Source organism: Pontimicrobium sp. MEBiC06410, assembly GCF_053601615.1.
This window is the reverse complement of sequence record NZ_JBSHNT010000146.1, coordinates 15402-39979: the sequence shown is the minus strand read 5'-3', so window position 1 is coordinate 39979 and position 24578 is coordinate 15402. Positions and strand designations below refer to the sequence as shown.

Annotated in this window: 25 protein-coding genes; 11 read left to right on the top strand and 14 right to left on the bottom strand. The window is 31.9% G+C overall.

Annotated features, from left to right (window positions below):
• Positions 1-72 precede the first annotated feature (72 nt).
• Genes ACVC08_RS07270 through ACVC08_RS07235 form a run of 8 tightly spaced genes read left to right on the top strand, consistent with a single transcriptional unit; the run spans position 73 to position 6595 of the window.
• On the top strand, positions 73-729 hold the full coding sequence (locus ACVC08_RS07270) for a metal-dependent transcriptional regulator (RefSeq protein WP_452601555.1): 657 nt from the start codon (positions 73-75) through the stop codon (positions 727-729).
• A complete protein-coding gene (locus ACVC08_RS07265) occupies positions 719-1525 on the top strand; it encodes a transporter (RefSeq protein ID WP_452601554.1) in 807 nt (268 codons plus the stop codon). Before ACVC08_RS07270 ends, ACVC08_RS07265 begins: the two co-directional genes overlap by 11 nt.
• A 6-nt stretch (positions 1526-1531) precedes the next feature.
• Positions 1532-2446, top strand: coding sequence for a metal ABC transporter solute-binding protein, Zn/Mn family (locus ACVC08_RS07260; protein WP_452601553.1), 915 nt, complete (start codon positions 1532-1534; stop codon positions 2444-2446).
• Positions 2447-2453: 7 nt separating this feature from the next.
• Positions 2454-3125: a TlpA family protein disulfide reductase gene (locus ACVC08_RS07255; RefSeq protein ID WP_452601552.1), complete on the top strand. Its 672-nt coding sequence runs from the start codon at positions 2454-2456 to the stop codon at positions 3123-3125.
• A gap of 19 nt (positions 3126-3144) precedes the next feature.
• Positions 3145-3882: a metal ABC transporter ATP-binding protein gene (locus ACVC08_RS07250; RefSeq protein WP_452598634.1), complete on the top strand. Its 738-nt coding sequence runs from the start codon at positions 3145-3147 to the stop codon at positions 3880-3882.
• A gap of 52 nt (positions 3883-3934) precedes the next feature.
• Entirely contained in the window at positions 3935-4294 is a 360-nt protein-coding gene (locus ACVC08_RS07245; protein WP_452598635.1) for a hypothetical protein, read from the top strand.
• 20 nt (positions 4295-4314) lie between these two features.
• Positions 4315-5442 carry a metal ABC transporter permease gene (locus ACVC08_RS07240; protein WP_452601559.1) on the top strand — a complete coding sequence of 376 codons (1128 nt, stop codon included), beginning with the start codon at positions 4315-4317 and terminating at the stop codon, positions 5440-5442.
• A complete protein-coding gene (locus ACVC08_RS07235) occupies positions 5435-6595 on the top strand; it encodes a metal ABC transporter permease (protein WP_452601551.1) in 1161 nt (386 codons plus the stop codon). The genes ACVC08_RS07240 and ACVC08_RS07235 overlap by 8 nt, the downstream gene beginning before the upstream one ends.
• A 15-nt stretch (positions 6596-6610) precedes the next feature.
• Here the strand turns inward: ACVC08_RS07235 and ACVC08_RS07230 are convergent, their stop codons facing one another.
• From ACVC08_RS07230 to ACVC08_RS07210, 5 genes are all read right to left on the bottom strand, one after another.
• Positions 6611-7408: a hypothetical protein gene (locus ACVC08_RS07230; RefSeq protein ID WP_452601550.1), complete on the bottom strand. Its 798-nt coding sequence runs from the start codon at positions 7406-7408 to the stop codon at positions 6611-6613.
• 100 nt (positions 7409-7508) lie between these two features.
• Positions 7509-8048, bottom strand: a complete 540-nt coding sequence (locus ACVC08_RS07225; RefSeq protein ID WP_452601549.1) for a hypothetical protein — start codon at positions 8046-8048, stop codon at positions 7509-7511.
• Between the two features lie 174 nt (positions 8049-8222).
• A complete protein-coding gene (locus tag ACVC08_RS07220) occupies positions 8223-9965 on the bottom strand; it encodes an energy transducer TonB (protein ID WP_452601548.1) in 1743 nt (580 codons plus the stop codon).
• Between the two features lie 38 nt (positions 9966-10003).
• Complete coding sequence (locus ACVC08_RS07215; protein ID WP_452601547.1) at positions 10004-10255, bottom strand: hypothetical protein; 252 nt, start codon at positions 10253-10255, stop codon at positions 10004-10006.
• Between the two features lie 12 nt (positions 10256-10267).
• Positions 10268-10810: an RNA polymerase sigma factor gene (locus tag ACVC08_RS07210; protein ID WP_452601546.1), complete on the bottom strand. Its 543-nt coding sequence runs from the start codon at positions 10808-10810 to the stop codon at positions 10268-10270.
• A 119-nt stretch (positions 10811-10929) separates the two neighbouring features.
• Here ACVC08_RS07210 and ACVC08_RS07205 point away from each other — a divergent pair, with 119 nt between their 5' ends.
• On the top strand, positions 10930-11682 hold the full coding sequence (locus ACVC08_RS07205) for a UDP-2,3-diacylglucosamine diphosphatase (protein WP_452601545.1): 753 nt from the start codon (positions 10930-10932) through the stop codon (positions 11680-11682).
• On the opposite strand, the gene ACVC08_RS07200 is transcribed toward ACVC08_RS07205, so the two are convergent.
• From ACVC08_RS07200 to ACVC08_RS07180, 5 genes are all read right to left on the bottom strand, one after another.
• Positions 11679-12338, bottom strand: coding sequence for a peptidoglycan-binding domain-containing protein (locus ACVC08_RS07200; protein ID WP_452601544.1), 660 nt, complete (start codon positions 12336-12338; stop codon positions 11679-11681). The two genes, ACVC08_RS07205 and ACVC08_RS07200, sit on opposite strands and share 4 nt — an antisense overlap.
• Before the next feature lie 172 nt (positions 12339-12510).
• A complete protein-coding gene (locus ACVC08_RS07195; protein ID WP_452601543.1) occupies positions 12511-13776 on the bottom strand; it encodes an MFS transporter in 1266 nt (421 codons plus the stop codon).
• A gap of 49 nt (positions 13777-13825) precedes the next feature.
• The gene (locus ACVC08_RS07190; RefSeq protein WP_452601542.1) at positions 13826-14179 is read right to left on the bottom strand and encodes a DUF6686 family protein; all 354 of its coding nucleotides are present in this window, start codon (positions 14177-14179) and stop codon (positions 13826-13828) included.
• Between the two features lie 82 nt (positions 14180-14261).
• A complete protein-coding gene (recJ, locus tag ACVC08_RS07185; protein ID WP_452601541.1) occupies positions 14262-15953 on the bottom strand; it encodes a single-stranded-DNA-specific exonuclease RecJ in 1692 nt (563 codons plus the stop codon).
• A 78-nt stretch (positions 15954-16031) separates the two neighbouring features.
• Positions 16032-16454, bottom strand: coding sequence for an OsmC family protein (locus ACVC08_RS07180; RefSeq protein WP_452598646.1), 423 nt, complete (start codon positions 16452-16454; stop codon positions 16032-16034).
• A 92-nt stretch (positions 16455-16546) separates the two neighbouring features.
• Between ACVC08_RS07180 and ACVC08_RS07175 the strand changes: the two genes are divergently transcribed.
• Positions 16547-17137 carry a carboxymuconolactone decarboxylase family protein gene (locus ACVC08_RS07175; protein WP_452598647.1) on the top strand — a complete coding sequence of 197 codons (591 nt, stop codon included), beginning with the start codon at positions 16547-16549 and terminating at the stop codon, positions 17135-17137.
• Positions 17138-17229: 92 nt separating this feature from the next.
• Here the strand turns inward: ACVC08_RS07175 and ACVC08_RS07170 are convergent, their stop codons facing one another.
• From ACVC08_RS07170 to rsmI, 3 genes are read right to left on the bottom strand one after another with little or no spacing between them, the layout of a single operon-like run.
• Positions 17230-17811 (bottom strand): uracil-DNA glycosylase family protein, encoded by a 582-nt coding sequence (locus ACVC08_RS07170; RefSeq protein WP_452601540.1) that lies wholly within the window; start codon positions 17809-17811, stop codon positions 17230-17232.
• Positions 17811-19550: a M28 family metallopeptidase gene (locus ACVC08_RS07165; protein WP_452601539.1), complete on the bottom strand. Its 1740-nt coding sequence runs from the start codon at positions 19548-19550 to the stop codon at positions 17811-17813. Before ACVC08_RS07165 ends, ACVC08_RS07170 begins: the two co-directional genes overlap by 1 nt.
• 30 nt (positions 19551-19580) lie before the next feature.
• Complete coding sequence (gene rsmI, locus ACVC08_RS07160; protein ID WP_452598650.1) at positions 19581-20252, bottom strand: 16S rRNA (cytidine(1402)-2'-O)-methyltransferase; 672 nt, start codon at positions 20250-20252, stop codon at positions 19581-19583.
• 95 nt (positions 20253-20347) lie between these two features.
• Between rsmI and ACVC08_RS07155 the strand changes: the two genes are divergently transcribed.
• A complete protein-coding gene (locus ACVC08_RS07155; RefSeq protein WP_452601538.1) occupies positions 20348-23737 on the top strand; it encodes a DUF7933 domain-containing protein in 3390 nt (1129 codons plus the stop codon).
• Here ACVC08_RS07155 and ACVC08_RS07150 read toward each other — a convergent pair.
• Positions 23734-24471, bottom strand: a complete 738-nt coding sequence (locus tag ACVC08_RS07150; protein WP_452598652.1) for a hypothetical protein — start codon at positions 24469-24471, stop codon at positions 23734-23736. The two genes, ACVC08_RS07155 and ACVC08_RS07150, sit on opposite strands and share 4 nt — an antisense overlap.
• Positions 24472-24578: the final 107 nt, after the last annotated feature.

The following is a 24578-nucleotide window of genomic DNA, read 5'->3' as shown; positions in this document are numbered from 1 at the left end:
AAAAGTATTAATTTTTTAGTTATATTTGAAAAATTTTTAAGCTTGCTTAAATTTTTTTTAAAGCATAATATAATGTCAGTAGCTATAGAAAACTTTGTAAAGGCAATTTACAAGAACGATAAACACGATAATAATAATACTAAGCCAGGTAATATTGCTAAAAAATTAGGGATATCTAATGCCGCTGCAACAGATATGGCTAAGAAACTCGCAGCCAAAGATTTATTGCACTACGAAAAGTATAAAGCACTAAAACTTACAGAAAAAGGTAATAAAATGGCTTTAAATGTGGTCCGTAAACATAGACTATGGGAAGCGTTATTATTTAAAATGTTCGATATGTCTTTACATGAAATACATAGAGAAGCAGAATTATTAGAGCACGAAACTTCAGATTTTTTAGCAAATAAAATAAGTGCTTACCTAGGGAATCCTAAGTTCGATCCTCATGGAGACCCCATTCCAAATGCAGAAGGAGAAATAACAACAACAGATACATCAATAGCACTTTCATTTGCCAAAGAAGGACAACAATATATTATTTCTAGGCTGATGAGTGATGATAAAGAGTTTTTCGATTTTTGTGCACAACATGGCTTAAAGTATGGCAACTCGGTTACAGTTACTAAGCAGTTTACCAATAATAAAATGACTCAAATTTTAATTAATAATAACACGATTCTATTAAACGAAGATTTTACAAACATAATTTACATCAATGAAATTTAATAACTACTCAAAGTATATTCTAAGTGTTGCACTAGGAATAATTACTGCAACAACAGTATTAGCTCAAGAACAAGAAGCTCCTTTAGGCGCTTTAATTACAGATAGACCAGATGCAACAGAATCTCCAACAGCTGTGCCAAAAGGGTTTATACAAGTAGAAACAGGAGCCTTTCTAGAAACCTTTGAAAAAAACGATTTTAAAACAGAAGACTTTACCTTAAATACAATGCTAATTCGTTATGGGTTACTAGATAATCTAGAACTGCGTTTAGGTTGGGATTATACAGACAGTAAAACAAAATTTAAAGGAACAGAGATAACTTCAGCTAGCAGTTTTTCACCATTATTATTGGGGTTTAAAGTAGGAATTACCGAAGAAAATGGAGCAATGCCAGAGATTGGATTTCTTGGGCATTTAAACTTGCCGTTTTCAGTAAAAAAAGATTTTAGACCTCAAAATACAGGTGTAGATTTTAGGTTTTCGTTTGCACATACATTAAGTGAGAAATCAAGCCTATCCTATAATCTGGGAGCAGCATGGGAAAACGATTCTCCAGAAGCTGCTTATTTGTATACAATAGCATATGGGTATAGTATATGCGATAAATGGGGAGCTTATGTAGAATTGTATGGCGATATGCCAGAAAATAATAAAGCAAACCATTTATGGGATGCAGGAGTTACATATTTAGTATCTAATAATGTTCAATTAGATGCTACAGTAGGAACAAGCATAACAGAAGGTCAAGATTTATTAGTAAGTGCAGGAATAAGCTTTAGATTACCAAAAAAATAATTTTTTATGAAAAAGTATACAATAATACTTAGCATAGCTTTAGTTATACTAAGCTGTGAAAGCGAAACAAAAAAAGAAAACGGAAAACTAAATGTGGTAACAACTACGACCATGATAACCGATTTGGTTAAAAATATAGGTGGAGACTATATAGAATTACAAGGGCTAATGGGGAGTGGCGTAGACCCGCACCTGTACAAAGCAAGTGCGGGAGATGTCTCTAAACTAACAAATGCTGACATTATATTCTATAACGGGTTACACTTAGAAGGTAAACTTGTTGAGGTATTTGAAAAAATGGGAAATCAAGCAAAGTCTCAAATAGCTTTAGCCGAAGCATTAGATAAAAGCACTTTAATAGGCTCTGAGTATTTTGCGTCTAATTACGATCCGCATGTATGGTTCGATATCGATTACTTTAAAACATTTGCAAAAGAAGTTACTAAGGTGTTATCTAAAAAAGACCCAAAAAATGCAGCTAATTATGCTGAAAATGAAAAGCAATATCTTGAAAAACTAGAAGCCTTAAAAGCTAAGTTAAGTAGCGTTATAGACAAACTACCTAAAGAGAAACGCATATTAGTTACAGCCCATGATGCGTTTAATTATTTCGGAAAAGCATTTCAATTCGAGGTCGTAGGGTTACAAGGATTATCCACTGCAACAGAAGCAGGCGTTCAAGACGTTCAGAAATTAGCAGCTTTTATTATAGAAAAAAATGTAAAAGCTATTTTTGTAGAAAGCTCTGTACCAAAACGAACCATAGAAGCATTACAAGCAGCAGTAAAATCTAAAGATCATGAAGTAGCAATTGGAGGAACACTATACTCCGATGCTTTAGGAGATGCAGGAACTATTGAAGGAACTTATATTGGAATGTTCGAGTATAATGTAAATACAATTATAGAGGCGCTTAAATAATTAATTTATGAAGATTTTAAAGCGATATATTTTAGGGCTTTTTGTTTTTTATACTGTAATTATAATTTTGTTTTTAGTAAAACAGAATAGTAGTAAATATGATAAAAATATACAATTAGATGATATTGTTTTAAAAAATCAGTTTGGAGAGTTAAAATCAATATCAGATTATAAAGGAAAAGTTATTTTAATGGATTTTTGGTTTGCTGGATGTACACCTTGTTTAAAAGATATGAAATATTTTCCTCAATTATTGAATAAGTATAAAGAGGACCTGGTAATAATGAGTGTAACTATCGATCCAGAATCTGTAACTCAAAAATTATTATCTAATAAAAAGAAACCATGGGATTTTTTAATAGCAAATAACCCTAATTGGACATTTTATAATAATAAGCATGGAGAAAACTTTATAAAACGACTTAATATAACAAATTATCCAACGTATTTATTGTTTAATAAAAAAGGAGAATTAATAAGTACGCCCATTAGTGCAATATATGGAGTTGAGAACGAATTAAGTGGTTTGTTTAGTCTTAAAATAACTATAGAAAAGAATATAAAAACAATAGCTTTAAGAGCTTTTAAATTTCTGTTTATCTATACTTTTCTTTTTGGTATTGCTTTTTTTATTAGTAAATATATAAAAGGAAAATACAATAAAACAAAGGCTTTGTAATTAAAAGATAAAAACTATTATGAGTAAAAACATAGCAGTAAAAGTAGACGATTTGACAGTGGCATATAATTATAAGCCAGTGCTTTGGGATATCGATTTAGAAATTCCAGAAGGAGTGCTTATGGCTATAGTTGGACCAAATGGCGCAGGAAAATCTACACTTATAAAATCTATTTTAGGAATTTTAAAGCCGATAGCGGGAAGCGTTAGTATCTACGGTAAATCTTACGAAAAACAACGGTCTTTAGTAGCCTACGTACCACAAAAAGGAAGTGTAGATTGGGATTTTCCAACCACAGCCCTAGATGTTGTCATGATGGGAACTTATGGAAGCTTAGGTTGGATAAAACGCCCTAAACAAAAAGAGAAGAAATTAGCACTAGAAGCTTTAGAAAAAGTAGGAATGTTACCCTTTAAAGGCAGACAAATAAGTCAATTATCTGGAGGGCAACAACAACGTATATTTTTGGCAAGAGCCTTAGTGCAAAATGCCTCCATTTATTTTATGGACGAACCTTTTCAGGGCGTGGATGCTACAACAGAAATAGCTATTATAAATATCTTAAAAGAATTACGAAAAGCAGGAAAAACAGTAATAGTAGTACACCATGATTTGCAAACTGTTCCAGAATACTTTGATTGGGTAACCTTTTTAAATGTAAAGAAAATTGCAACAGGACCAGTAAAAGATATTTTTAACGACGATAACCTAACAAAAACCTACGGAATAAATTATAAAGTGAGCATACAAGAATAGCTATCATTCCTGCGAAGGCAGGAATCTTAATAATTGAAAAGAAACGTAATAAATGGAATCTAAAACGTCAATAACCAAAGTAATTAATAGAGGTCATATAATGGTAAATATACCAGTATTTATCGCTATGATTATTTTACCTAGTTTGACATATATTTTAAATTTAGAATTAAAAATTGTTTTAGTAACATGCGTTATAGGTTTTATTTTAGCTTGGGGTATTTGGAGTATTATGATAACTAAATGGAAAATATGGGCTTACGAAAAAGTTGAAGATATAGATTTACTAAAAAGAAGGGCGATAAAAGAAAAGTTAATTTGGCCAGATGGACATTTTTTTGAAAGAACAGAAATTAGAAGTAAACAAGACAAATTAAAGCTTGAAAAGCTAGAGGAAAGAAAATATAAATAACTGTTAAAAAACCAAAACTCATCGACATAAAAGAATACATATCGCTCGTTTTTTCCGATTATACACTTAGAACCATAACATTAGGAACAGCCATACTTGGTGCTGTTTGTGGTATGTTAGGTAGCTTTGCTGTATTGCGAAAACAAAGTCTGCTTGGAGATGCAATTTCTCATGCAGCGTTACCAGGCATCGCAATAGCCTTTTTAATTACTGGAGCAAAAGATAGCAATGTATTGCTATTAGGAGCTTTAGTAAGTGGTTTAATAGGAACGTTTTGGATTAGAGGAATCATTACTAAAACACATTTAAAATCCGATACAGCCTTAGGCCTTATCCTATCTCTATTTTTTGGATTCGGAATGTTGTTGCTAACCTTTATCCAAAAACAACTAAACGCTAATCAAGCAGGTTTAGATAAATACCTTTTTGGGCAAGCAGCAACATTAGTAGAAAGCGATGTCTGGTTAATGGCAACCGTTACAGGAATTTGTTTATTAGTACTTTTATTGTTTTGGAAAGAATTTAAAATATTATTATTTGATGCAGATTATACTAAAACACTAGGATTTAATACAAAAATAATTGATATTTTAATTACCAGCTTCATTGTATTAGCTATAGTATTAGGTTTACAAACAGTAGGAGTAGTGTTAATGAGTGCTATGCTATTAGCGCCAGCAGCAGCAGCACGACAATGGACAAATAGTTTAGGTGTTATGGTACTTTTAGCAGCTATTTTTGGTGCATTTTCTGGAGTGTTTGGAACTGCAATTAGCGCGTCTCAAAATAACCTGTCTACAGGGCCAGTAATTGTATTAGTAGCTTCAGTATTTGTATTGTTTTCTTTTGTGTTTTCACCTAGTCGTGGATTATTATTTAAGCAAATACGTTTTATTAAAAACAGACGAGACTTAAAATTACATAAAACATTAGCCTTTATGTATAATATAGCAGAAACACATGAAGATATTTCGCACCCACATACCATTAAAATTTTAAATAACTTTCAAGGCTATACAAGAGGGACGCTTCAAAAATTAGTAGATAAAAACTATGTAAAACTAGAAGGGACTATGTGGAGTTTAACCGAGGAAGGATTTAAAACAGCTTCTAATTTGTATAATCAACAAACCAATACCAATGAGTAGTGCACAAATAGAAATACAACTTATTGCTAGTTTAGTAGCCATTGCTTGTGCTATACCAGGAACCTTTTTAGTATTACGTAAAATGGCGATGATTAGCGATGCTATAAGCCACTCCATACTACCAGGTATAGTGATAGGGTTTTTTATTACACAAAATTTAAACTCACCCATACTTATTTTGTTAGCAGCCTTAACAGGTATAATTACAGTAATTTTAGTAGAGTGGATTCAAAAAACAGGATTGGTAAAAGAAGATACAGCAATAGGTTTAGTTTTTCCAGCGCTTTTTAGCATAGGTGTTATTTTAATAGCAAAAAATGCAAACGATGTACATTTAGATGTAGATGCAGTGTTATTAGGAGAATTAGCTTTTGCTCCTTTCGATAGATTGTTAATAGCTGGTACAGATATAGGACCAAAGTCTATGTGGGTAGTTGGCGTTATTTTGTTAGTCACCATTAGTTTATTAATAGCCTTTTTTAAAGAATTAAAAGTAAGTACGTTCGATGCCGGATTATCGGCGTCTTTAGGGTTTTCTCCAGTAATTATTCATTACGGATTAATGACGGTATCGTCTGTAACTACTGTTGGGGCGTTCGATGCCGTAGGAGCTATTTTAGTAGTTGCTTTAATGATTGCACCAGCAGCAAGTGCCTATTTATTAACAACAGATTTAAAAAAAATGTTGATGTTGGCCGTTAGTTTTGGGGTGTTCAGTGCCATTTCTGGTTATTGGTTTGCACATTGGTTAGATGCCTCTATATCTGGATCTATAACAACCATGTTGGGGCTTCTATTTTTAATGGTGTATTTGTTTGCACCTACAAAAGGGTTAATAGCTGTTATTTATAGAGAAAAACAACAACGAACAGAAGTATCTCTTTTAACCTTTTTATTACACCTTAAAAACCATAACGAAGCAGAAGAACGCCACGTTAACCATTTAAGAGAACATATAAATTGGCAAAAAGTAAGAGCCAAAACCGTGTTGGAATTAGCTCTTAAAAACAATATGATTGTGATTGATGAAAGTATCGTATCTCTAACTAAAAAAGGAGATGCATTTACCTCTAAAGCGATTAATTATATTATTACAAATGAAGATTCGCAGATAGAAGATATGAAAGACGATTTCTTTTTATTTAGAGGGTAGTTATTGTATTCATGATTAATCTTTCTTATATTTATTATACACAATAGTTATCGCTTCTTCAATACCTTTACTGTAAAGAAGCTCGTTTTCGTCTAATAATTTGTTTTTTGAATCTGGAGATAGCTTGCCGTTACAAATTAAATTTTGGATGCCAGTTTTAAAGATGCTTTCTCCTCTTAAATATGTATTTAATAATAAGTTGAATGCCCCATAAGGTTCTATTCTGTTTTTACCTTTTATATACAAATATCCTATTTTTTGTTCTCCAGGAAAGCCTTTAGATAGTACTATGTCGTTTAATTCATTTAAAATTGAGTAGGCATCATCTATCATTTGTTGTAATGTTAAAGATCTTTTCCCTAAGTTAAACTCAATATGTTTATTCGTTATAGTTTGTTCTTTTAGTATTAAAGCTATCCAGCGTTCTTTCAGTTTAATATCAAAGTTATCTAGATAATATTTACGATAATTTTTAAAATTAGATTTAAATGTTTTATGCCAATTAAAGGTGTAGTAGTTATTAAAATATTTTAATGGAATGCCACCTTTAGCTAATGTTATAGCAATACTCTCCATCCATTGCTCATCTTTTATCTCTTTAGCAGCTACTAAAGCAAAACTAAGGTCGTGACCAAGAGGGAAGTCTACACTAGAAAAGGCTTTTTTAAAATGTTTACTAGCTTTTGTATAGTTTCTTTTATTGTACTCTTTTTTTGCTAAATCAACTTGATTATAATAGTCTTCATAATAGCAATCTTGTGCATTTAAAAAGAGATTAGATACTATGAAAAATAATATTATTAATGGTTTCATTTGTTATTTTTAAAATTAATGGAACGTTTTAATTGAATATTAAAACGCTTATTCGAAGGTTGTATTGTAATAGATTTAATGATGTTTCCTGCTTTAAAAACTAGAAGAATCGCATTTCGAAAATTAAATAATGTTTTATATTAAATTTTTTGCCCCATTTTTCAATGTCTTTACCATCCTTACCGACATCACACCAAGATTTTGAACCATCACTTTTTTCGTATGGTAAAATGTATGCGAGTAAATAAAATGTATCATTATATTTTAATTCTAAATTACTTTCTTCAGCGATATTCCTTAAGCTATAATCATTAGATTTAATCGCTTTAAATTCTTTGTTTATTGAAAATCTAGGGAATTTAAAACTCATTTTTAAAGTGTTATTTTCTGAAAATTTAGACATAACTTTCATCTTAAATACAGTGTCATTGATTTTTTGATGCACTTTAAAAGGAAGATTAGAACTGTTAACAATTGTAGTATCTGAAACTATTTTGCCATTCCAAATGTCTTTTACTGTTAACTGATAATGTTTAGATTTTAGATCTTTTCCAGAGAATTGTAAATTGTAATATTCAATACCTTCAAATTGAAAAATATCACTTAGTTCTTCATTGTTTGAAGAATAGTTTGAGGTCATTTTTAAATCAGATTTGTCTTGTTGAGCAAAACATATGGTGCTAACTATAGTTAACAAATAAATTATAATAGATTTATTCATTGTATTGGAGTTTTAAGTTGAGTTTTGTGTTATTCTAAAGCTTGTAATTGTTTATCTAAATAGCTAAAGCTTATTGGGAATTTGTTTCTTGCATTAAAAGCCATCATTGTACTTGTTTAATGCACCTTTTAACTCTTTTATAGTCACTTCTTTAAATTCTAAGTCGACTTCTGTAAGTTGCTTCGTTTCTGTTTCCTTTATACCAAGATATATTTTATCTCTTATCTTTTTAATGGCAACTAAAATAACTTTTTCGTCTGCTGGGACTGTGCCAAAATCAAAACTGTTTTTATACTTTTTGCTAGGTAAAACGGCACTTATACTTCTAAACACTAATTTTAAATTGGCATTGCCTGCGTTTTTTATTTTTAATCTAAAACGTACTCTTTTACCAGTTATTCTTGCAAAACGATCACAGTTAATCCAGCCTAATTTTGAAGTCGCAAATGTGTAGCGTTCTAGGTTAGATTGTTTTATGTTTCCAATTACAGAATCAGTAACTATTATATTTTCAATTTCTCCAATAATATCTCCTTCATCTCTTACAGTAATGGGTGGCGTAGCTCTTGTCACGCCTTCAAGTGTTATGTTTATAGGTAAATAATATGGTACTGTAACCGCTCTGCCGCGTTGTGTAGCAGGTTTCATTTTTGGTAATAAATTTATAAATCGAATAGCTTCATCTGCTAACTGCTTATGTGGTGCTCTAGCTTCAACATCAATAATGTTACCTTCTTTATCAATTTTAAAGAATATTCTAACTTTTATTTTTCCTGTCAAATTTAAATCTGAAGCGATATCATTATTAAACTCTTTTGCTAATAATGCATTTATTTTTTCTTTAAAACATTTTCGTCTACTAGTATTATTAGTCTCATTTTCACAGCCTGGAAAAATTGGTGCTTTTTCAACAACATTAAACGCGACTTCTACGTCTTCTTCTATAAAGTGTACAAATTTACTGCTTGTAGGGCTTCCTTTAGTAGATTTATTTAATTTCCAATTAATCTCGTTATTATGTTCCTCTCCAGAGAATAATTGCATCCCTTGTTTATCCTTATCAGGAAAACTGATAATCATTGTTTTAGAATCTGCTAACTTTAATGCTTTACCATTTTTACTTGCTTTAATAAATAACATACCGCCAGTTTCTAGTAGATTATCATCGCATTTTGTACTTAAATTAGCTAATAGTATATCGGACAATTTGTAGTATTCTGTAACGTCCAGTTTAATCTTACCGCGAGCAATTCTATTAGTCTTTTTATAAGCTAGAGATTTAGGAGCAATAGTTAATTGAGTGCCTTCTTTAAGAGCAATTGTCGCTCCTTTTTCCATATCTACAGTAATCGTTTGTGGTTCTTTTTTAACGGATTTATAAAAACTAATAAGTTCTGGAGACAGCGGTTCAGGTATTTCTGTTATAATAGAGTCTTTTATAATGCTGCTCTGTTTTACAGCTGAGACAGTATTTATAGCGTCTTCTTCGGTATCACTTACATTATTTTCTTTGTTGTTACTTTGTTTAGAAGTTTCAATAACTGCATCAATTTTAGTTTTAAGCATTTGGTACGTATACTTTTTATAATGCCTAATCGTATCGTTTACTGGCGTTACACTTTTAATGTCTGGAAAATCTGCTTTTACAGCTTCAATGCTTGAATATTCTAAATAAGAAATAAGTTCAGTGTCTTTAAAAGTTGTTATATATCCATGATTTTTATCAACAACAAGTGAGTCTCTTTTGTAGACAAGTATGTACTTTTTAGTTGAATCTATAGTTACGCCATTTTCGCTTTCTAGCGTATTGTTAATTATTGTTTTTTGTTCGGGCAAATTAACTGGAGTATCTGTACCGAAAACAGAATAATATGCTACTCTAAAATTATAGCGGCAATGGTAATGCCTATAAATTTCAACCAACGCATTATAATAAAGTGTTTTTTGGCAGCAAGAATATCGGTCTTTAAATCTACTCGTTTTATACCTTCTAAAAGCACTACATGTTCTTTGTAGAGTGTATTAAAAGCATCATCGGTTTTTAGTTGTTTTTCAAAAGCTAATCTTTCTGTTTTTGTAAGTGTATTGTTTATATAATTGTCTATGCGTTCTATAGTATTTTCCATGTGTTTCAAGAATTAAGAGTTAATGGTATTAGCCTGAGCATTGTAAATACCTTTAGCTTTTTGTAAGCATTTATACTTTTGGTTTTTTGCAATTTTTTCAGATTTAAATTGCATCTGCTTTGCAATGTCTTTAAACGACATTTTTTTTACATAAAACCATTGTAATAATTGCTGGCAGCGTTCGCCTAATTCGCGAAAAGATTGTTCTGCTAATTGGTACTTTTTCTCTTCTAAAACACTATGGAATATAGAAACGTCTTCGGTGTTTAAATCATGTAATTCTTGTTTAGAAAATTGTTTTTGTTGATCCTTCCATATAAACCTTGAAACCGAATAAAGATATGTGTAAAAGGATGCTGTAAGTGAGAAATCCGATTTTTCAAGATTCCTGTTTAATACAATTAATGCTTCCTGAAACACATCGGTTGCATCTGCTTTTGTACCACCTTTAGATAAAATTAATTTTTCTATTCTAGGATAGAGTTTATATAATTCTCGAAACGCTTTATCTCGATGACCATTTTTAAAAAGTGTTATTATTTTTTGATCGCTCATACTTGGGCTTTTACTTATTAATGGTCATTTTATTAAAAGGTCTCCTAATTATTTTTAATTATTTGAAAACTAAGGTAGGAAAATTGAAATCATATAACTCAACTTTTTTATATTTACACATGCAAATTCCAGAAGGAAAAAAAATATACTTTGCTTCCGATAATCATTTAGGAGCACCCACCAAAGCACAATCTATTCCCAGAGAAAAGAAGTTTGTAGCTTGGTTGGATGAAGTTAAAAAAGATGCTGCTGCTATCTTTTTACTAGGAGACTTATTCGACTTTTGGGCCGAATATAAAACAGTAATACCTAAAGGATTTACAAGAACGCTTGGAAAGCTAGCAGAAATTAGTGACTCTGGAATTCCTATCTACTATTTTGTTGGAAATCATGACCTTTGGATGAATGGCTATTTTGAAGAAGAATTAGGAATTCCTGTTTACCATAAACCAAAAGAATTTATCTTTAATGATAAAGTCTTTTTTATTGGTCATGGTGATGGTTTAGGGCCTGGAGACAAAGGTTATAAGCGCATGAAAAAAGTGTTTACTAATCCTGTGGCTCAATGGTTTTTTAGGTGGCTGCATCCCGATTTAGGAGTAAGATTAGCACAATATTTATCGGTGAAAAATAAGTTGATTTCGGGAGATGAAGATGTTACCTTTTTAGGAGAAGATAATGAATGGTTAGTACAATATTGCAAACGTAAACTAGAAACTAAACATCGCGATTTTTTTGTTTTTGGACACAGACATTTACCACTAGATATTAAACTAAATGAGAATTCTAAGTACTTAAATTTAGGGGACTGGATTAGCTATTATACCTATGGTGTGTTTAATGGAGAAACGCTAGAGTTAAAAGAATATTAGTTTAATAAAGCTTCCAGAGTCATTACATCTATTTTTCCATCAGGGAATAATTGATTTTTCTCTTCAAATGCTTTCAATGCATCCGAAGTGATGTTTTTATAAACCCCATCTACAGGAATATTAAACCCTTTTTTTACTAGAAGTTTTTGAATTTGGTATACAAAAGCATTCTTTTCACCATCAACTAAGTTGTTTTTTGGAAGTTCTTGTAGCATTAAACGTCTAAATTTTTCGGTCTCTATAGAATGCGTATACGCTTCTTTTGTTATACCTTTTTCTTCAATATATTTAATATCTGTGTTGCTTAGTCCTTCATTTTTAAGTTTTAAAGATTGCTCTAACTTAGCTTCGTAAAACTTTACTTTTGCTAACTTTTTAGCATAAGTATTTACTGCATACTCTGTTTCTGTATCATCGTTTTCAGGATTACGTACATCTATTTCGTTAGTGCTCCATTGTGTAATTGTGTACCCATTTAAAGTTGCAATAGCTTCATTATATTTATAAACAACAGTTTGATCGTGATAATTTAAATCTATAGAATTACTTGCTTTGTAATTTAGGTTTTTAGGATGAAAACGCTGGTACTCTTTATATTGGTTATAAGCGAAAATCGAAATAATTACAATAAGAATAAGGATAAGTATCTTTTTCATTTGTTCTAGGCTTTACAAAACAAAATGTAAGATAAATATTTTGAATGTAATTATAAGATTTTACCCATAAAGAAATTAAAAAAAGCAAAAATATTCTTTTAGTCTAGATAGGTTAAATGATAGAGAATATGAAATTGCCGAAAGATATATTTCGATTTTCAGAATGCTTATTTTACCCTTTTTCATGCGCTTCGATATCTTTTCTTAAATCTAACTTTCTAAAAGAAGGAAGGGCTATTCCAGTAGTAATTACAGTAATTAAGGTCATTGTGCCGCCAAAAACAACTGCGGTTACTGTACCCATTAATTTTGCGGTTAAACCACTTTCAAAAGCACCAAGCTCGTTTGAAGAGCCAACAAACATAGAGTTAACCGATGCCACACGACCTCTCATATTATCGGGGGTTTTTAGTTGTAAAATGGTTTGCCTAATCACCATGGAAACCCCATCGGTTACACCACTAAAAAATAAAGCAAGAACCGATACCCAGAAAATAGAAGATAAACCAAAGACTATAATACAAACCCCAAAACCAAAAATGGCAGCTAGTAATTTTAAACCAGCATTTTTACTAATAGGAATATAGGCTGTAATTAACATTGTTAAAAAAGCCCCAATAGCTGGAGCTGCACGTAATACACCAAAACCTTCTGGTCCTACTTTTAAAATGTCTTGAGCAAAAACAGGTAATAAGGCAATAGCTCCTCCAAATAAAACAGCAATCATATCTAGAGTTAGAGCTCCTAAAATGGCTTTGGTTTTATAAACAAATTTTACTCCTTCTTTTAAACTTTGCATTACGGGTTCTCCAATTTTTGGGTTTAAAATGGGTTTCCTTTCTATTTTAAAAACAACTAGTAATGAGAATAAAACTAAACCAAAGACGCAACATAACGTCCAGTGTACACCAAACCAACGTATAGAGAAACCAGCAAAAGCAGGCCCTAATACAGAGGCCATTTGCCAAGTAGAACTACTCCAAGTAGCAGCATTTGGGTATATTTTTTTAGGAACAATTAATGAAATTAATGAGAATATCGTTGGCCCAAAAAAGGAGCGTAAAAACCCTCCAAAAAATACTAAAGCATAAATACCATACAACACTGTTTTTGTAGACCAATCTGCAATAACCTTGGGCGAAGTTAAAAGGAATAAACCTAAACTAATTAAAGAGAATGCTGCAATGCAAAGGGCTAGCAGATTTCGTTTTTCCTTCTGGTCTACTATATGGCCTGCAAATAAAGCCATACTTAATGCGGGTATAATTTCCATTAAGCCTATCATACCAAGAGACCATGGATCTTTAGTAATAGTATATACTTGCCACTCTATAACAATAAACTGCATGGTCCATGCAAATACTAAAGCAAAGCGCATTAATAGAAAAATATTGAATTCTTTAAATCTTAACGCAGCATACGGATCATTTTTTTGCATAAATTAAATTGCTATGAGTTGCTAAAGTGATTACAATACAATAACAAAATTAATGCTTACAAATGTTATTTAGGTAGTTATTTAAATCTAATTGAAATAAAGTTCCTTTAATTAAATCATGTACATCTGCTAATTCTTCCTTATTAACTGCTAAGTCGATCTTACTACTTGGTGTTCTTAATAAAATGGTTCTTGCGTTGCATTCTACATTACAACAGCTACAGTTTTTAGGTTGTTGCGCTTCAGTAACATGTTTGTAAAATGCTCTTATCTCATTAGGTGTAAGATAAAATCCCATATTTCTAAATACAATTTGAATTTTACCTTGTTTAGAGCTGGTATGTTTCCATTGAAATGCTATTCCAAAGGCGTTATGATATATTTTAGTGATTTCATTATCCATTTTTAGTTGCTTTTACAAGACCAAATATAACATTATTTATAATGAATCTAAATAACTAAATAGATAAATTGTAAAAAAACAATTAAGGTTTTATATCTTTTAGTTTTAATTGCAAAGACGTTATCCCTTGCCAATGGTTTTCATCTATAGAATAAACGGCCTTAAACTCTTTTTTATTTTCAATTAGGTTTAGTTTATCTCCTAACCCAAAACCAATACAAACTATTTTAGGTGCTCCGTTTTGTGTAACTGTTATACGTAAATGTTTGTTGTCTTCTCCAACACATTTACCATATCCAGTATCTTTAAGATGAGCGCTCATAAAAACTGGAGACATATTACTAGGCCCAAAAGGAGCAAATTGACTTAATATTCTGTAGAATTTAGGCGTAATATCACTTAAATTTAATTGCGTATCTATTGTAACTTCTGGGGTTAATAGGCGTGTATCTATAGTATTTTTTACAACGTTTTCAAATTGTTGTTTAAAAGCATTATAGTTTTCTTCTTTTAAAGTTAGTCCGGCAGCATATTTATGACCTCCAAACTGTTCTATATAATCAGAGCAAGCTTCTAAAGCATTATAAACATCAAAGCCTTTTACAGATCTAGCAGAGGCTGCTAGTTTATCGCCACTTTTAGTAAATACTAGTGTTGGTCTGTAATAAGTTTCTATTAATCTAGAAGCCACAATACCAATAACGCCTTTATGCCAAGTTTCATTGTAAACAACAGTAGTAAAGCGTTCCTGCTCTTTTTGTTCTTCAATTTGTTTAAGAGCTTCTTCTGTAATCTGTTTATCTGTTTCACGTCTATCGGTATTAAAGGTTTCAATTTCTTCAGCATAACTAGTGGCAATAGTTATGTCGTTTTGTGTTAATAAGTCCACAGCATATTGACCATGTTTCATACGTCCAGCAGCATTAATTCTTGGAGCAATAGTAAAAACAACATCTGTTATGGTTAATATGTCTTTTTTTAATTGACTTATAATGGCTTTAAAACCAGCTCTTGGATTGCTATTTATAACCTGTAAACCATAATAGGCTAAAATTCTATTTTCTCCAATAATTGGCACAATATCTGCACCAATTGCAGTAGCAACAAGATCTAAATAAGGTATTAAATCTTGTATTGTTTTATTTTCTTTTAATGCTAAAGCTTGAATGAGTTTAAACCCTACACCACAACCACAAAGCTCATCAAAAGGATAGTTGCAATCTTCTTGTTTAGGATCTAAAACAGCAACAGCATCAGGAATACTATCACCTGGTCTGTGGTGATCGCAAATGATAAAATCGATATTTTTATCTTTAGCATAAGCAACTTTATCTATGGCTTTTATGCCACAATCTAATGCAATTATTAATGAGATATCGTTATCTGATGCATAGTCAATACCTTGGTAGGAAACACCATAACCTTCATTATAACGATCAGGAATGTAAGTTGCAATATTAGGATAAATACTTAATAAATATGAAGACATTAAAGAGACCGCTGTTGTACCATCTACATCATAATCGCCATAAACTAATATGTTTTCATTATTAGTAATAGCAGTTTCTATTCTGGAGACTGCTTTATCCATATCTTTCATTAAAAAGGGATCATGTAAATCGTCTAGAGATGGTCTGAAAAAATCTTTGGCAGCTTCAAAAGTTTCAATACCACGTTGTACAAGTAGAGAGGCTATAGAAGTATCTACTTGTAATGCTTTTGAAAGCTGTTGTACAGTTTGCGGATTAGGTTTAGCCTTTAATGTCCAGCGCATTTATTGAATTAATTTTTGTTTTAATAAAACAATATTGTCTTCTAATAGATAATTTATGGTAAAGTCAAAAATCATATATTATGCATTATGAAAATGTATTGCTGTTTTTACATCAGCGAATTTTCTGAACATTTCCATAACACCACAGTATTTTTCGACAGATAGGTTTACTGCTTTATTAATTTTAGATTCATCTAAATTAGTACCATAAAAATGATAATCTACAGTTACTGTATGGTAGTATTTAGGGTGTTCGTCTGTTAATAAGCCTTCTACTTCCATTTTAAAGTCGTCTATTTCGGTTTTCATTTTTGCTAAAATAGAAACAACATCTAATCCAGAGCAACCAGCCAAAGAAGATAGCATCATGGCTTTAGGTCCTAAACCTTTATTGGTTCCACCATTGTCTTCAGAAGTATCCATTAAAACGGTATGACCACTAGGATTATCAGATTCAAAAAGCATTTTACCTTTCCATTGCGTTGTTATTTTATGTGCCATTATTAAAGTTTTTTATCGTTATTTGTAATACGTATTAGCAAAATACGACTTAACTTTAATGCAACAAAATACAACTCTATAAATTAAAATTTATGCCATTAATAACACCATTAACTCCAGAGCATGATTTGGAGACTAAAAAACTAGCCGAGTTCTTTAATGAGACTTTAGGATTTTGCCCAAATTCTGTATTAACAATGCAACGAAGGCCAGCCATTAGTAAAGCTTTTATAAATTTAAATATGGCCGTAATGGCTAACGAAGGACGTGTAACATCTGCATTAAAAAGAATGATTGCATGGGTAAGTAGTAATGCTACTGGTTGTCGTTATTGTCAAGCACATGCTATTCGTGCAGCAGAACGTTATGGAGCAGAACAAGAACAATTAGATAATATTTGGGAATATAGAACACATCCAGCTTTTAGTGATGCTGAGCGTGCTGCGTTAGATTTTTCTTTAGCGGCTTCTCAAGTACCAAATGCAGTTGACGAGGATATAAAAACACGTTTACACGAACACTGGGATGAAGGAGAAATTGTTGAAATGTTAGGTGTTATTTCTTTGTTTGGATATTTAAACCGTTGGAATGACTCTATGGGAACAACGCTTGAAGGAGATGCTATAGAAAGCGGAAACCAATATTTAGGAAAACATGGTTTTGAGGTAGGAAAGCACGTGTGATTAAGTTTGTAATTTTCTGTCTGTAGATAACAGTCTGTTTATTACAATAAAAAAATAAATATAGAGAACCTTGCTAGAAATAGTGAGGTTTTTTATTTATTAATAATGTGGTGAACCTTTTGTTGTAAAATGGGAACAATCTGTTCTTCAAACCAAGGGTTTTTTGCTCTCCAAAATCTATTGGTAGGAGACGGGTGAGGTATTGGGAAATATTTTGGTAAATAACTTTTATATTCACTTACCGTTTCAGTTAATGTTTTTTTAGCCTGTTCTTTTAAATAATACTTTTGGGCATAAGCACCTATTAAAAGTACAAGTTTTACATTGGGCATATTTTTAAATAGAGTCTCATGCCATTGTGGGGCACATTCTTTTCTTGGGGGTAAATCTCCTGTTTTTGCTTTTCCAGGGTAACAAAACCCCATAGGTACAATAGCAAACTTAGTAGTGTTATAGAATTCCTCATCACTAACATTTAACCATTGCCTTAATTTTTTACCGCTTTGATCATCCCACGGAATTCCAGAAGCATGAACTTTAGTGCCTGGAGCTTGCCCAATAATTACAATTTTTGAGTTGCTATGAGCAGTTACTACAGGACGAGGGCCTAAAGGGAGATGAAATTTGCAAATATCGCACTGGCTTATATTATGTAATACATTATCTAGTTGCATTAGTTGCTTAAAATATTAATACAATCGTTCGTTTTTGTTTTTATAGTGTTTTTAGCATTTTCTATTGTTGTATTAATAAGAGAAACATTACTAACCATATCTTTAGTGGTTTCTATAGCTTTACTGTACCAATCTTTCCAGGCATTTAGTATTTCAATTTGTGTTTTTAAATGGTCTCCATTCTGTAACGCAATTTTACTTTGCTTTAATTCCTCGTTTAATCGTGCAATAGCTGCATGTTCTATACTTTTAATTATTTTTTTTGCGGTATGTTCATCGGCATTTAATAGCTCGTAAGCAGAAACAAGAGAAGCAATACCTACATTTTTAAGTGTGGTTTTAGATACTTTGTCTAAACGGTCATTATCGGTATGGTAAAATTGATCTGTAAAATGCCAAAATAAAACGCTAGGAATATCTGCGCTTAAAAATGGAACATGATCGCTACCACCTTCAAAAGGATTAGTGTTAACTTCCCAGTTCGCTCGTTTCCCTTGTGCTTTAAATTTATCAATTAAAAAGTCGTTTAAATAGTGTGGTTTCATTTGGCTTAAACTCATTTTCATGCCGCCCCATTCTGTGTGTTTATCATTACCTCGTGTCCAAATAGCACTTGGGTCGGGCATTTTTTCAATTAAAAAAGAACCACCTGTAATGGCTGTATTTTCTCCAACCATATCTAGACTAATCCCCCATTTAATATTTTTTGCTCTAGCTTTGTCTTCTTGAACATAGCGTCTAGTAGATATAATTTCGTCTCCCCAAAGGAAGGTTAGCGTACGTTTAGGGCTAAACGTTTTATTCTTAACCAAATTAGCTGTAATAGCTGCCATTTCTAGAGCTACACCAACACCAGTTGCATTGTCATTAGCGCCCGGTTCTTGTACATGGGCGCTAAATACTAAACGCTCTTCGGGTAATGTACTGCCTTTAATATCGGCAACGATGGTTAGCTCTTCCGAGTCATAAATTTTAGTGTCTATTGTAACATTTAGGGTAACTTTGCCTTTACTCAGTTTATTTTTTAAACGTTCTTTTGCTTCATAAGACATAGCAATGGCCCAACCCTTTATGTCTTTATTTAAAGGGATAGAACGAAATTGTATAGAGGTTGTATTTTTTTCTGGTTGAAGGTATTTAGGATTGCTATACGATAAAACTCCAACAGCACCACCTTGTACAACTGCTGTTTTAAACACTCTTGAAGGACTAGTTTCTACAAAAACGATTTTTCCTTTTACATCTGTGTTTTTTAATTTTTTAAGATCCTTAATATGTATTACTTCAGCAGTAACTCCTTCTTTAGGTGTGCTATAAGAATTAATAGCTAGCATGTTTCTATTAGTAGCATGTTGTAATAGCGGAGAAGTTTCTCCTTCTATAGTAATTTTAGCATCTACAGGCTCCCAAGTAGGTTGTTTTAAATCTCTTTTTTCTATTCTGTAAGTTAAAATATCTTTAGCCGTTGCTTTTTCTTCTAATACATATCCAGCTTTTTTAAGTTGCTCTGCAATATTATAGATGCTTTTATTAAAACCAGTATTACCAACTATTCTCCAATATTGTTCCACAAAAGCAGTCGTGTTATATGCTATGTCTGCTGTAAAATTTTTATTAACAACATCATAATAATTTGATGTTGTAGAAGTCGTTTTTAATACCTTGTTATTAGGTTTTGTGGTACCACAAGCAATTAAAATAATTGCTGATATATATAGTAATAGGTGTTTTTTTAACATGATGTTTTTTTTGATTGATGATTGATAGTTCTATTTTTTTCCTCCTACAATAATTACAATTTCTCCTTTTGGAGGTTTATTTGTGTAATGCTCAAGCACTTCTTTAGCGGTTCCTCTTACAGTTTCTTCGTACAATTTAGTTAATTCTCTAGAAACAGAAACGGGTCTGTGTTCTCCAAAGTATTCGCAAAAATGACCTAAGGTTTTTACAAGCTTATGTGGCGACTCGTAAAAAATAATAGTTCTTGTTTCTTCTGCTAATAATAATAAACGCGTTTGCCTTCCTTTTTTAACAGGCAAGAAGCCTTCAAAAACAAATTTGTCGTTTGGTAATCCACTATTTACTAGAGCAGGAACAAAAGCAGTAGCCCCAGGTAAACAATCTACCTCAATACCATTCTCGATACAAGCCCTAGTTAATAAAAAACCAGGATCGGAAATTGCAGGTGTACCAGCATCACTTATTAAGGCTATAGTTTCTCCATTTTTAATACGCTGTACTACATTAGCGACAGTTTTATGCTCGTTATGCATGTGGTGACTTTGCATAGGTGTGGTAATTTCAAAATGCTTTAAAAGTTTACCAGATGTTCGGGTATCTTCTGCTAAAATTCCATCTACACTTTTTAAAACGGTAATGGCTCTTAAAGTAATATCTTCTAGGTTACCTATTGGTGTTGGTACTATATAGAGTTTGCTCATTAAATTAGGATATTATAAGTTCAAATTTAAGTTTTTTAATAACGATATAACGCAACCTTTTTATTTTTTCGCCATCTTATGTTTAAAACCAACTAATGCAAAAAATCGCTATAACCTTACTTATATTTTGTTTCTCTGTTTTTAATAGTGCAGCACAAACTACTGATTTAGCAACTACAGTTGTTGCAGAGACATTAACAGGAGCTCCTATTTCTCAGGTAAATATTTATGGCGAGTTTCAATACATAGTAACAATAATAAACTCTGGAAATGAAGTTAATAATGTTACCTTTTCGCAGACTTTAAGCCCTAGTATATTTTATCAAAATGCTACAAGCCAAAATCCAATAGGAGGAGCAACTAATGTAACTAATTTAAGTTTTGTAAATAATATGCTTACAGGAAATGTTGCTAATATGCCTGCTAATTCTAGTGTAGAGGTTCGTGTATTGGTAAATGCAACAATAGCACCTGGAGGTATTGCTACTACTGTAATAGTGTCTCCTCCAGAAGGAATAACAGATGTTAATTTGTCTAATAACACTTCTATAATTTCAATAGATGTTATAGATGTACCTTTAGATTTTACTGTAGAGTATTCTCAAGTCTCTCCAAGTGAGGGAACTGGTATTTCTAATTGGGGAGACGCAGTGATGTATAATTTTACAATTACTAATAATAGTAGCGTTACCTTTCCCTTAAGTGCATTTTATGGATTTATAGAACTAGAATCTAGTCTTGTTAATGGTAGACCAGTAGTAGAATTTGAATCGTTAACTTGCCTTGGAGGTACTAATGGTACAGATTGCCCTAGCTTAGGAAATATTCCTGCTAATACAGAAATCATATCGAGTACTCATGAAATGTTTGAGAATACGCAATCTATAGAATTTAGTGCGGGAGGAACATTAACGTTTCAAATTGTTTATAGATATGTAACGCCAATATGCGGACTAGAGGTTGGGCAGCTAGAAGTTAACAGTTTTATAGAGTTAGCGTTTGGAGTTGATTTAACTGCAGAGTCTAATATGGTATTAACTCCTTTATTAGAAGGTGAGCTATGTCCGCTTACAGATATATGCATAGAAACCATACAAACAGACCCTGTTCCGAGTCAAATGGTAAATTGGAGCGAGGAAGTTACCTTTGTTACTACTGTATGTAATAATGGTCCAGAAGATGCAACCATTCGTTTTTTTCTTCAAAATTTAAACGTTTCATTAGAATGGAATATTATATCTATAACCTGCAATAGTACAACAGGTAATATTAGTTGTAACGATTTTACTATAACCGATGGCGGACAGTTTTGGGGAACAAATAATTTTTATATGCCTGCTAATACAACTATTGAGGTGACTACCGTAGTTGTTTTTCCAGACCCTGAGTTGTGTAAAATTCTAGAACAACAAAACTCTATTGCTAATATAAAAAGTGGTACAAATATTTTAACTCCAGCGTTAACAGATATCGATTTTACTAATAATGTAGATTACGACGCTGTTATTTTGCCTCCTTTTCCTGTTTGTGATCCCGAGGATATTACTAATATATCTATAACGAAAACACAAATAGGCCCAGCATTACCAGAAGGAGGAGCAGAAGATAATACTACAGATTGGGGGGAAATAACATACGAAATTGTGGTTACTAACTCAGGAAATGCAGATGTAGATATTACGTTGCAAGATTATATGCCAGAGAATTCAATAGGGATAATGCAAGGGACTCTCGTATCTGTAGATTGTATAGGTACAACAGGAACAGCTGTATGCCAAACCATTAATAATACTAATATAGGTGTGCCAATGGATGGTATTCCTGAAGATGGAGCAGAAGATGTATTTTGGGAAATTGTGTCAGACGATAATTGGACTTTACCAGCAATGAGCTCCATAACATTTCATGTGGTCGTTAATTGGGAGCCAGAGTGCTCCGAAGTACCAATAAAAGCAAAGAATGGAGCTAGGGTGGTAAGTTTATCTAATAACCCTGAGTTTAATGAAGATGATAATATTGCAATAGAAACGACTTACTTTGCTGATTGTATAGATTTATTAGTACAGACCTATCCTGAGACAACACAAGTGTCAGTTAATCAAAGTTTTAATTGGGTAATAGATATTACAAATAGTAATACAAGCTCTAGTGCAATTAACATTGATTTTGAAGATATTATAGGTAATCAGTTTGCAATTACTGGTCCGCCAATTTGTACTGTAATTTCGGGTAATGCAACTTGCCCTACACTTACTGTAAATGGGAATACAGTAACGGGAGAGATTCCTAATATGGATGGTAATACAACGATGCAAATAATAATACCAGTTACAGCACCTAGTTATGGAGGGGCTTTTACAAATATGGCAGAAGCTATACCTAATCCAGATGATAATGAAGAGCAAACGCCTGAAACCAATATTTCTATAAGTAGTGTACAAGTAATAGCACCAACCATTGTTAAAACCTTTACACCAACAGAAATTATACAAGGAAATATAAGTGTTTTAGAGTTTACTGTGACTAATTTACCAGGAAACCCTGCACAAACGGAAATTAACTTTACAGATAATTTACCTACAGGATTAGAATTAGCTGGGGAAATAATGTGGGTGCAGGATAATGGATGTTCAGCTACATTTATTGGACAATCTGGCGATATTGCTGTAGGTGTTTCTAATTTATCTTTCCCAGAAGGAGTAGCAAGTTGTATTTTTTCGGTTCCAGTAACTTCTAATATAGTTGGTAATTATGTAAATAATAGTACTAATTTTACAGATGTAAATAATCTAGATACAACTCAAGCCAATGCAACATTAGACGTTTTATTGGATACTTCGGATGTAGATATAGAAGTTTTAAAGGCAGTAAGCCCAGTAGAAGCATCTATTGGAGATGAGGTTGTTTTTACAATTACGGTAACAAATTTAGGGACAACAAGCGCTACAGATATTATGCTTTATGAGAGTTTGCCTGAAGGTTATAGCTATATCGAAGCATATGTTAGTGAAGGAATTTACAGTACATCATCGTATTTTTGGGATATTGAAATGTTGGCAGCTGGACAATCAGAAACTTTAACGATTACAGCTTTAGTGGTTTCTGCAAATAATTTATTAAATACAGCAAGTTTAGAGAGTTTAAATGAAGTAGATAGAGACGACACTAATAATGAAGATTCTGCAGAGGTTATTGTAGACAACTGTTTACAAATACCTGAAGGGTTTTCTCCTAACGGCGATGGTTTAAATGATGTATTAATAGTGCCATGTATTGAAGACTACCCTGTAAATAATATAAAAATTTATAGTAGGTACGGTAACTTAGTTTTCGAGACTAATAATTATAAAAACAATTGGAATGGTATCCCTAACCGTGGATTACCAAAAACATCTAAAGTATTGCCAGCAGGAACCTATTATTATGTGCTATCAATCGACTCTATAAAGAATCCTTTTGTAAGTTGGATTTATTTAAATCGTTAATTAAATTTAGCCTCTAAAATTTGCATGAAACGCTCCTCGTAATCCTCTTTGCCTTCCCAGTTATTATAATCGGGTTTAATTATAGTATTAATTAAGCTTGAAGCTTCATCGTAAGAACTTGATGTGTTTAATTGAGATAAAACGCGGTCATAATCTTCACTTTTACCTTCAAATAAGTGTTTTATAAAAGCTAACTTATCATTTAAACCAATAGATAAACCAGATTTAAGCTTATCATTAAGTGATTTTTTTTCTTCTTCAGCTTTTTTTACATCAGATAGTTTTTCAAAAACAGGAGTTTCTTTAAAATCTGCAGTAATATCTTCAAAATCATTTTTATGCAGCTCAACCTTAGGTGTAACAGCTTCAAATAACTCGTCTACTTTACTCGTTTCTTCGGGCATTTGTGCAACGATGTCTTTTATTTTCTCCATTACAGGTTCAGAAATCTCATCATTTTCATTATCATCTACATTTATATAAACCTTATTTTCTACTTCTATATTATCACTTACTTTATTATTAAAGGCAGTATCTAACATTCCAAAGAAAGAAGAATCATTACCAATAGTTGGTAAATCGTCATCAAAGTTCTCTTGAGCAAATTTTAAAACAGTAAGTTTTTCGTATAAAGCAGCAACTTCAGCGTGCATTTTATTGATGTCTTCTTTACCGCGTAACTTTAGAATCTTGTGTGCAATACTCATTAATTCTGATTCTAACTTCTTCTTCATAAATTAAAATTTTATAATTTTTAAATTTAATGCAATTTAGCCTTTTGATTTTTAATAAATTTGAACCACCTTTATAAACCCTATAAAGAGATTTCATTATAGTGCTA

Excerpts from the sequence above, each read along its gene's own strand:
- ACVC08_RS07270 (WP_452601555.1), top strand. The coding sequence starts at position 73 with ATGTCAGTAGCTATAGAAAACTTTGTAAAGGCAATTTACAAGAACGAT.
- ACVC08_RS07265 (WP_452601554.1), top strand. The coding sequence starts at position 719 with ATGAAATTTAATAACTACTCAAAGTATATTCTAAGTGTTGCACTAGGA.
- ACVC08_RS07260 (WP_452601553.1), top strand. The coding sequence starts at position 1,532 with ATGAAAAAGTATACAATAATACTTAGCATAGCTTTAGTTATACTAAGC.
- ACVC08_RS07255 (WP_452601552.1), top strand. The coding sequence starts at position 2,454 with ATGAAGATTTTAAAGCGATATATTTTAGGGCTTTTTGTTTTTTATACT.
- ACVC08_RS07250 (WP_452598634.1), top strand. The coding sequence starts at position 3,145 with ATGAGTAAAAACATAGCAGTAAAAGTAGACGATTTGACAGTGGCATAT.
- ACVC08_RS07245 (WP_452598635.1), top strand. The coding sequence starts at position 3,935 with ATGGAATCTAAAACGTCAATAACCAAAGTAATTAATAGAGGTCATATA.
- ACVC08_RS07235 (WP_452601551.1), top strand. The coding sequence starts at position 5,435 with ATGAGTAGTGCACAAATAGAAATACAACTTATTGCTAGTTTAGTAGCC.
- ACVC08_RS07230 (WP_452601550.1), bottom strand. The coding sequence starts at position 7,408 with ATGAAACCATTAATAATATTATTTTTCATAGTATCTAATCTCTTTTTA.
- ACVC08_RS07225 (WP_452601549.1), bottom strand. The coding sequence starts at position 8,048 with ATGACCTCAAACTATTCTTCAAACAATGAAGAACTAAGTGATATTTTT.
- ACVC08_RS07215 (WP_452601547.1), bottom strand. The coding sequence starts at position 10,255 with ATGGAAAATACTATAGAACGCATAGACAATTATATAAACAATACACTT.
- ACVC08_RS07210 (WP_452601546.1), bottom strand. The coding sequence starts at position 10,810 with ATGAGCGATCAAAAAATAATAACACTTTTTAAAAATGGTCATCGAGAT.
- ACVC08_RS07205 (WP_452601545.1), top strand. The coding sequence starts at position 10,930 with ATGCAAATTCCAGAAGGAAAAAAAATATACTTTGCTTCCGATAATCAT.
- ACVC08_RS07200 (WP_452601544.1), bottom strand. The coding sequence starts at position 12,338 with ATGAAAAAGATACTTATCCTTATTCTTATTGTAATTATTTCGATTTTC.
- ACVC08_RS07195 (WP_452601543.1), bottom strand. The coding sequence starts at position 13,776 with ATGCAAAAAAATGATCCGTATGCTGCGTTAAGATTTAAAGAATTCAAT.
- ACVC08_RS07190 (WP_452601542.1), bottom strand. The coding sequence starts at position 14,179 with ATGGATAATGAAATCACTAAAATATATCATAACGCCTTTGGAATAGCA.
- recJ (WP_452601541.1), bottom strand. The coding sequence starts at position 15,953 with ATGCGCTGGACATTAAAGGCTAAACCTAATCCGCAAACTGTACAACAG.
- ACVC08_RS07180 (WP_452598646.1), bottom strand. The coding sequence starts at position 16,454 with ATGGCACATAAAATAACAACGCAATGGAAAGGTAAAATGCTTTTTGAA.
- ACVC08_RS07175 (WP_452598647.1), top strand. The coding sequence starts at position 16,547 with ATGCCATTAATAACACCATTAACTCCAGAGCATGATTTGGAGACTAAA.
- ACVC08_RS07170 (WP_452601540.1), bottom strand. The coding sequence starts at position 17,811 with ATGCAACTAGATAATGTATTACATAATATAAGCCAGTGCGATATTTGC.
- ACVC08_RS07165 (WP_452601539.1), bottom strand. The coding sequence starts at position 19,550 with ATGTTAAAAAAACACCTATTACTATATATATCAGCAATTATTTTAATT.
- rsmI (WP_452598650.1), bottom strand. The coding sequence starts at position 20,252 with ATGAGCAAACTCTATATAGTACCAACACCAATAGGTAACCTAGAAGAT.
- ACVC08_RS07155 (WP_452601538.1), top strand. The coding sequence starts at position 20,348 with ATGCAAAAAATCGCTATAACCTTACTTATATTTTGTTTCTCTGTTTTT.
- ACVC08_RS07150 (WP_452598652.1), bottom strand. The coding sequence starts at position 24,471 with ATGAAGAAGAAGTTAGAATCAGAATTAATGAGTATTGCACACAAGATT.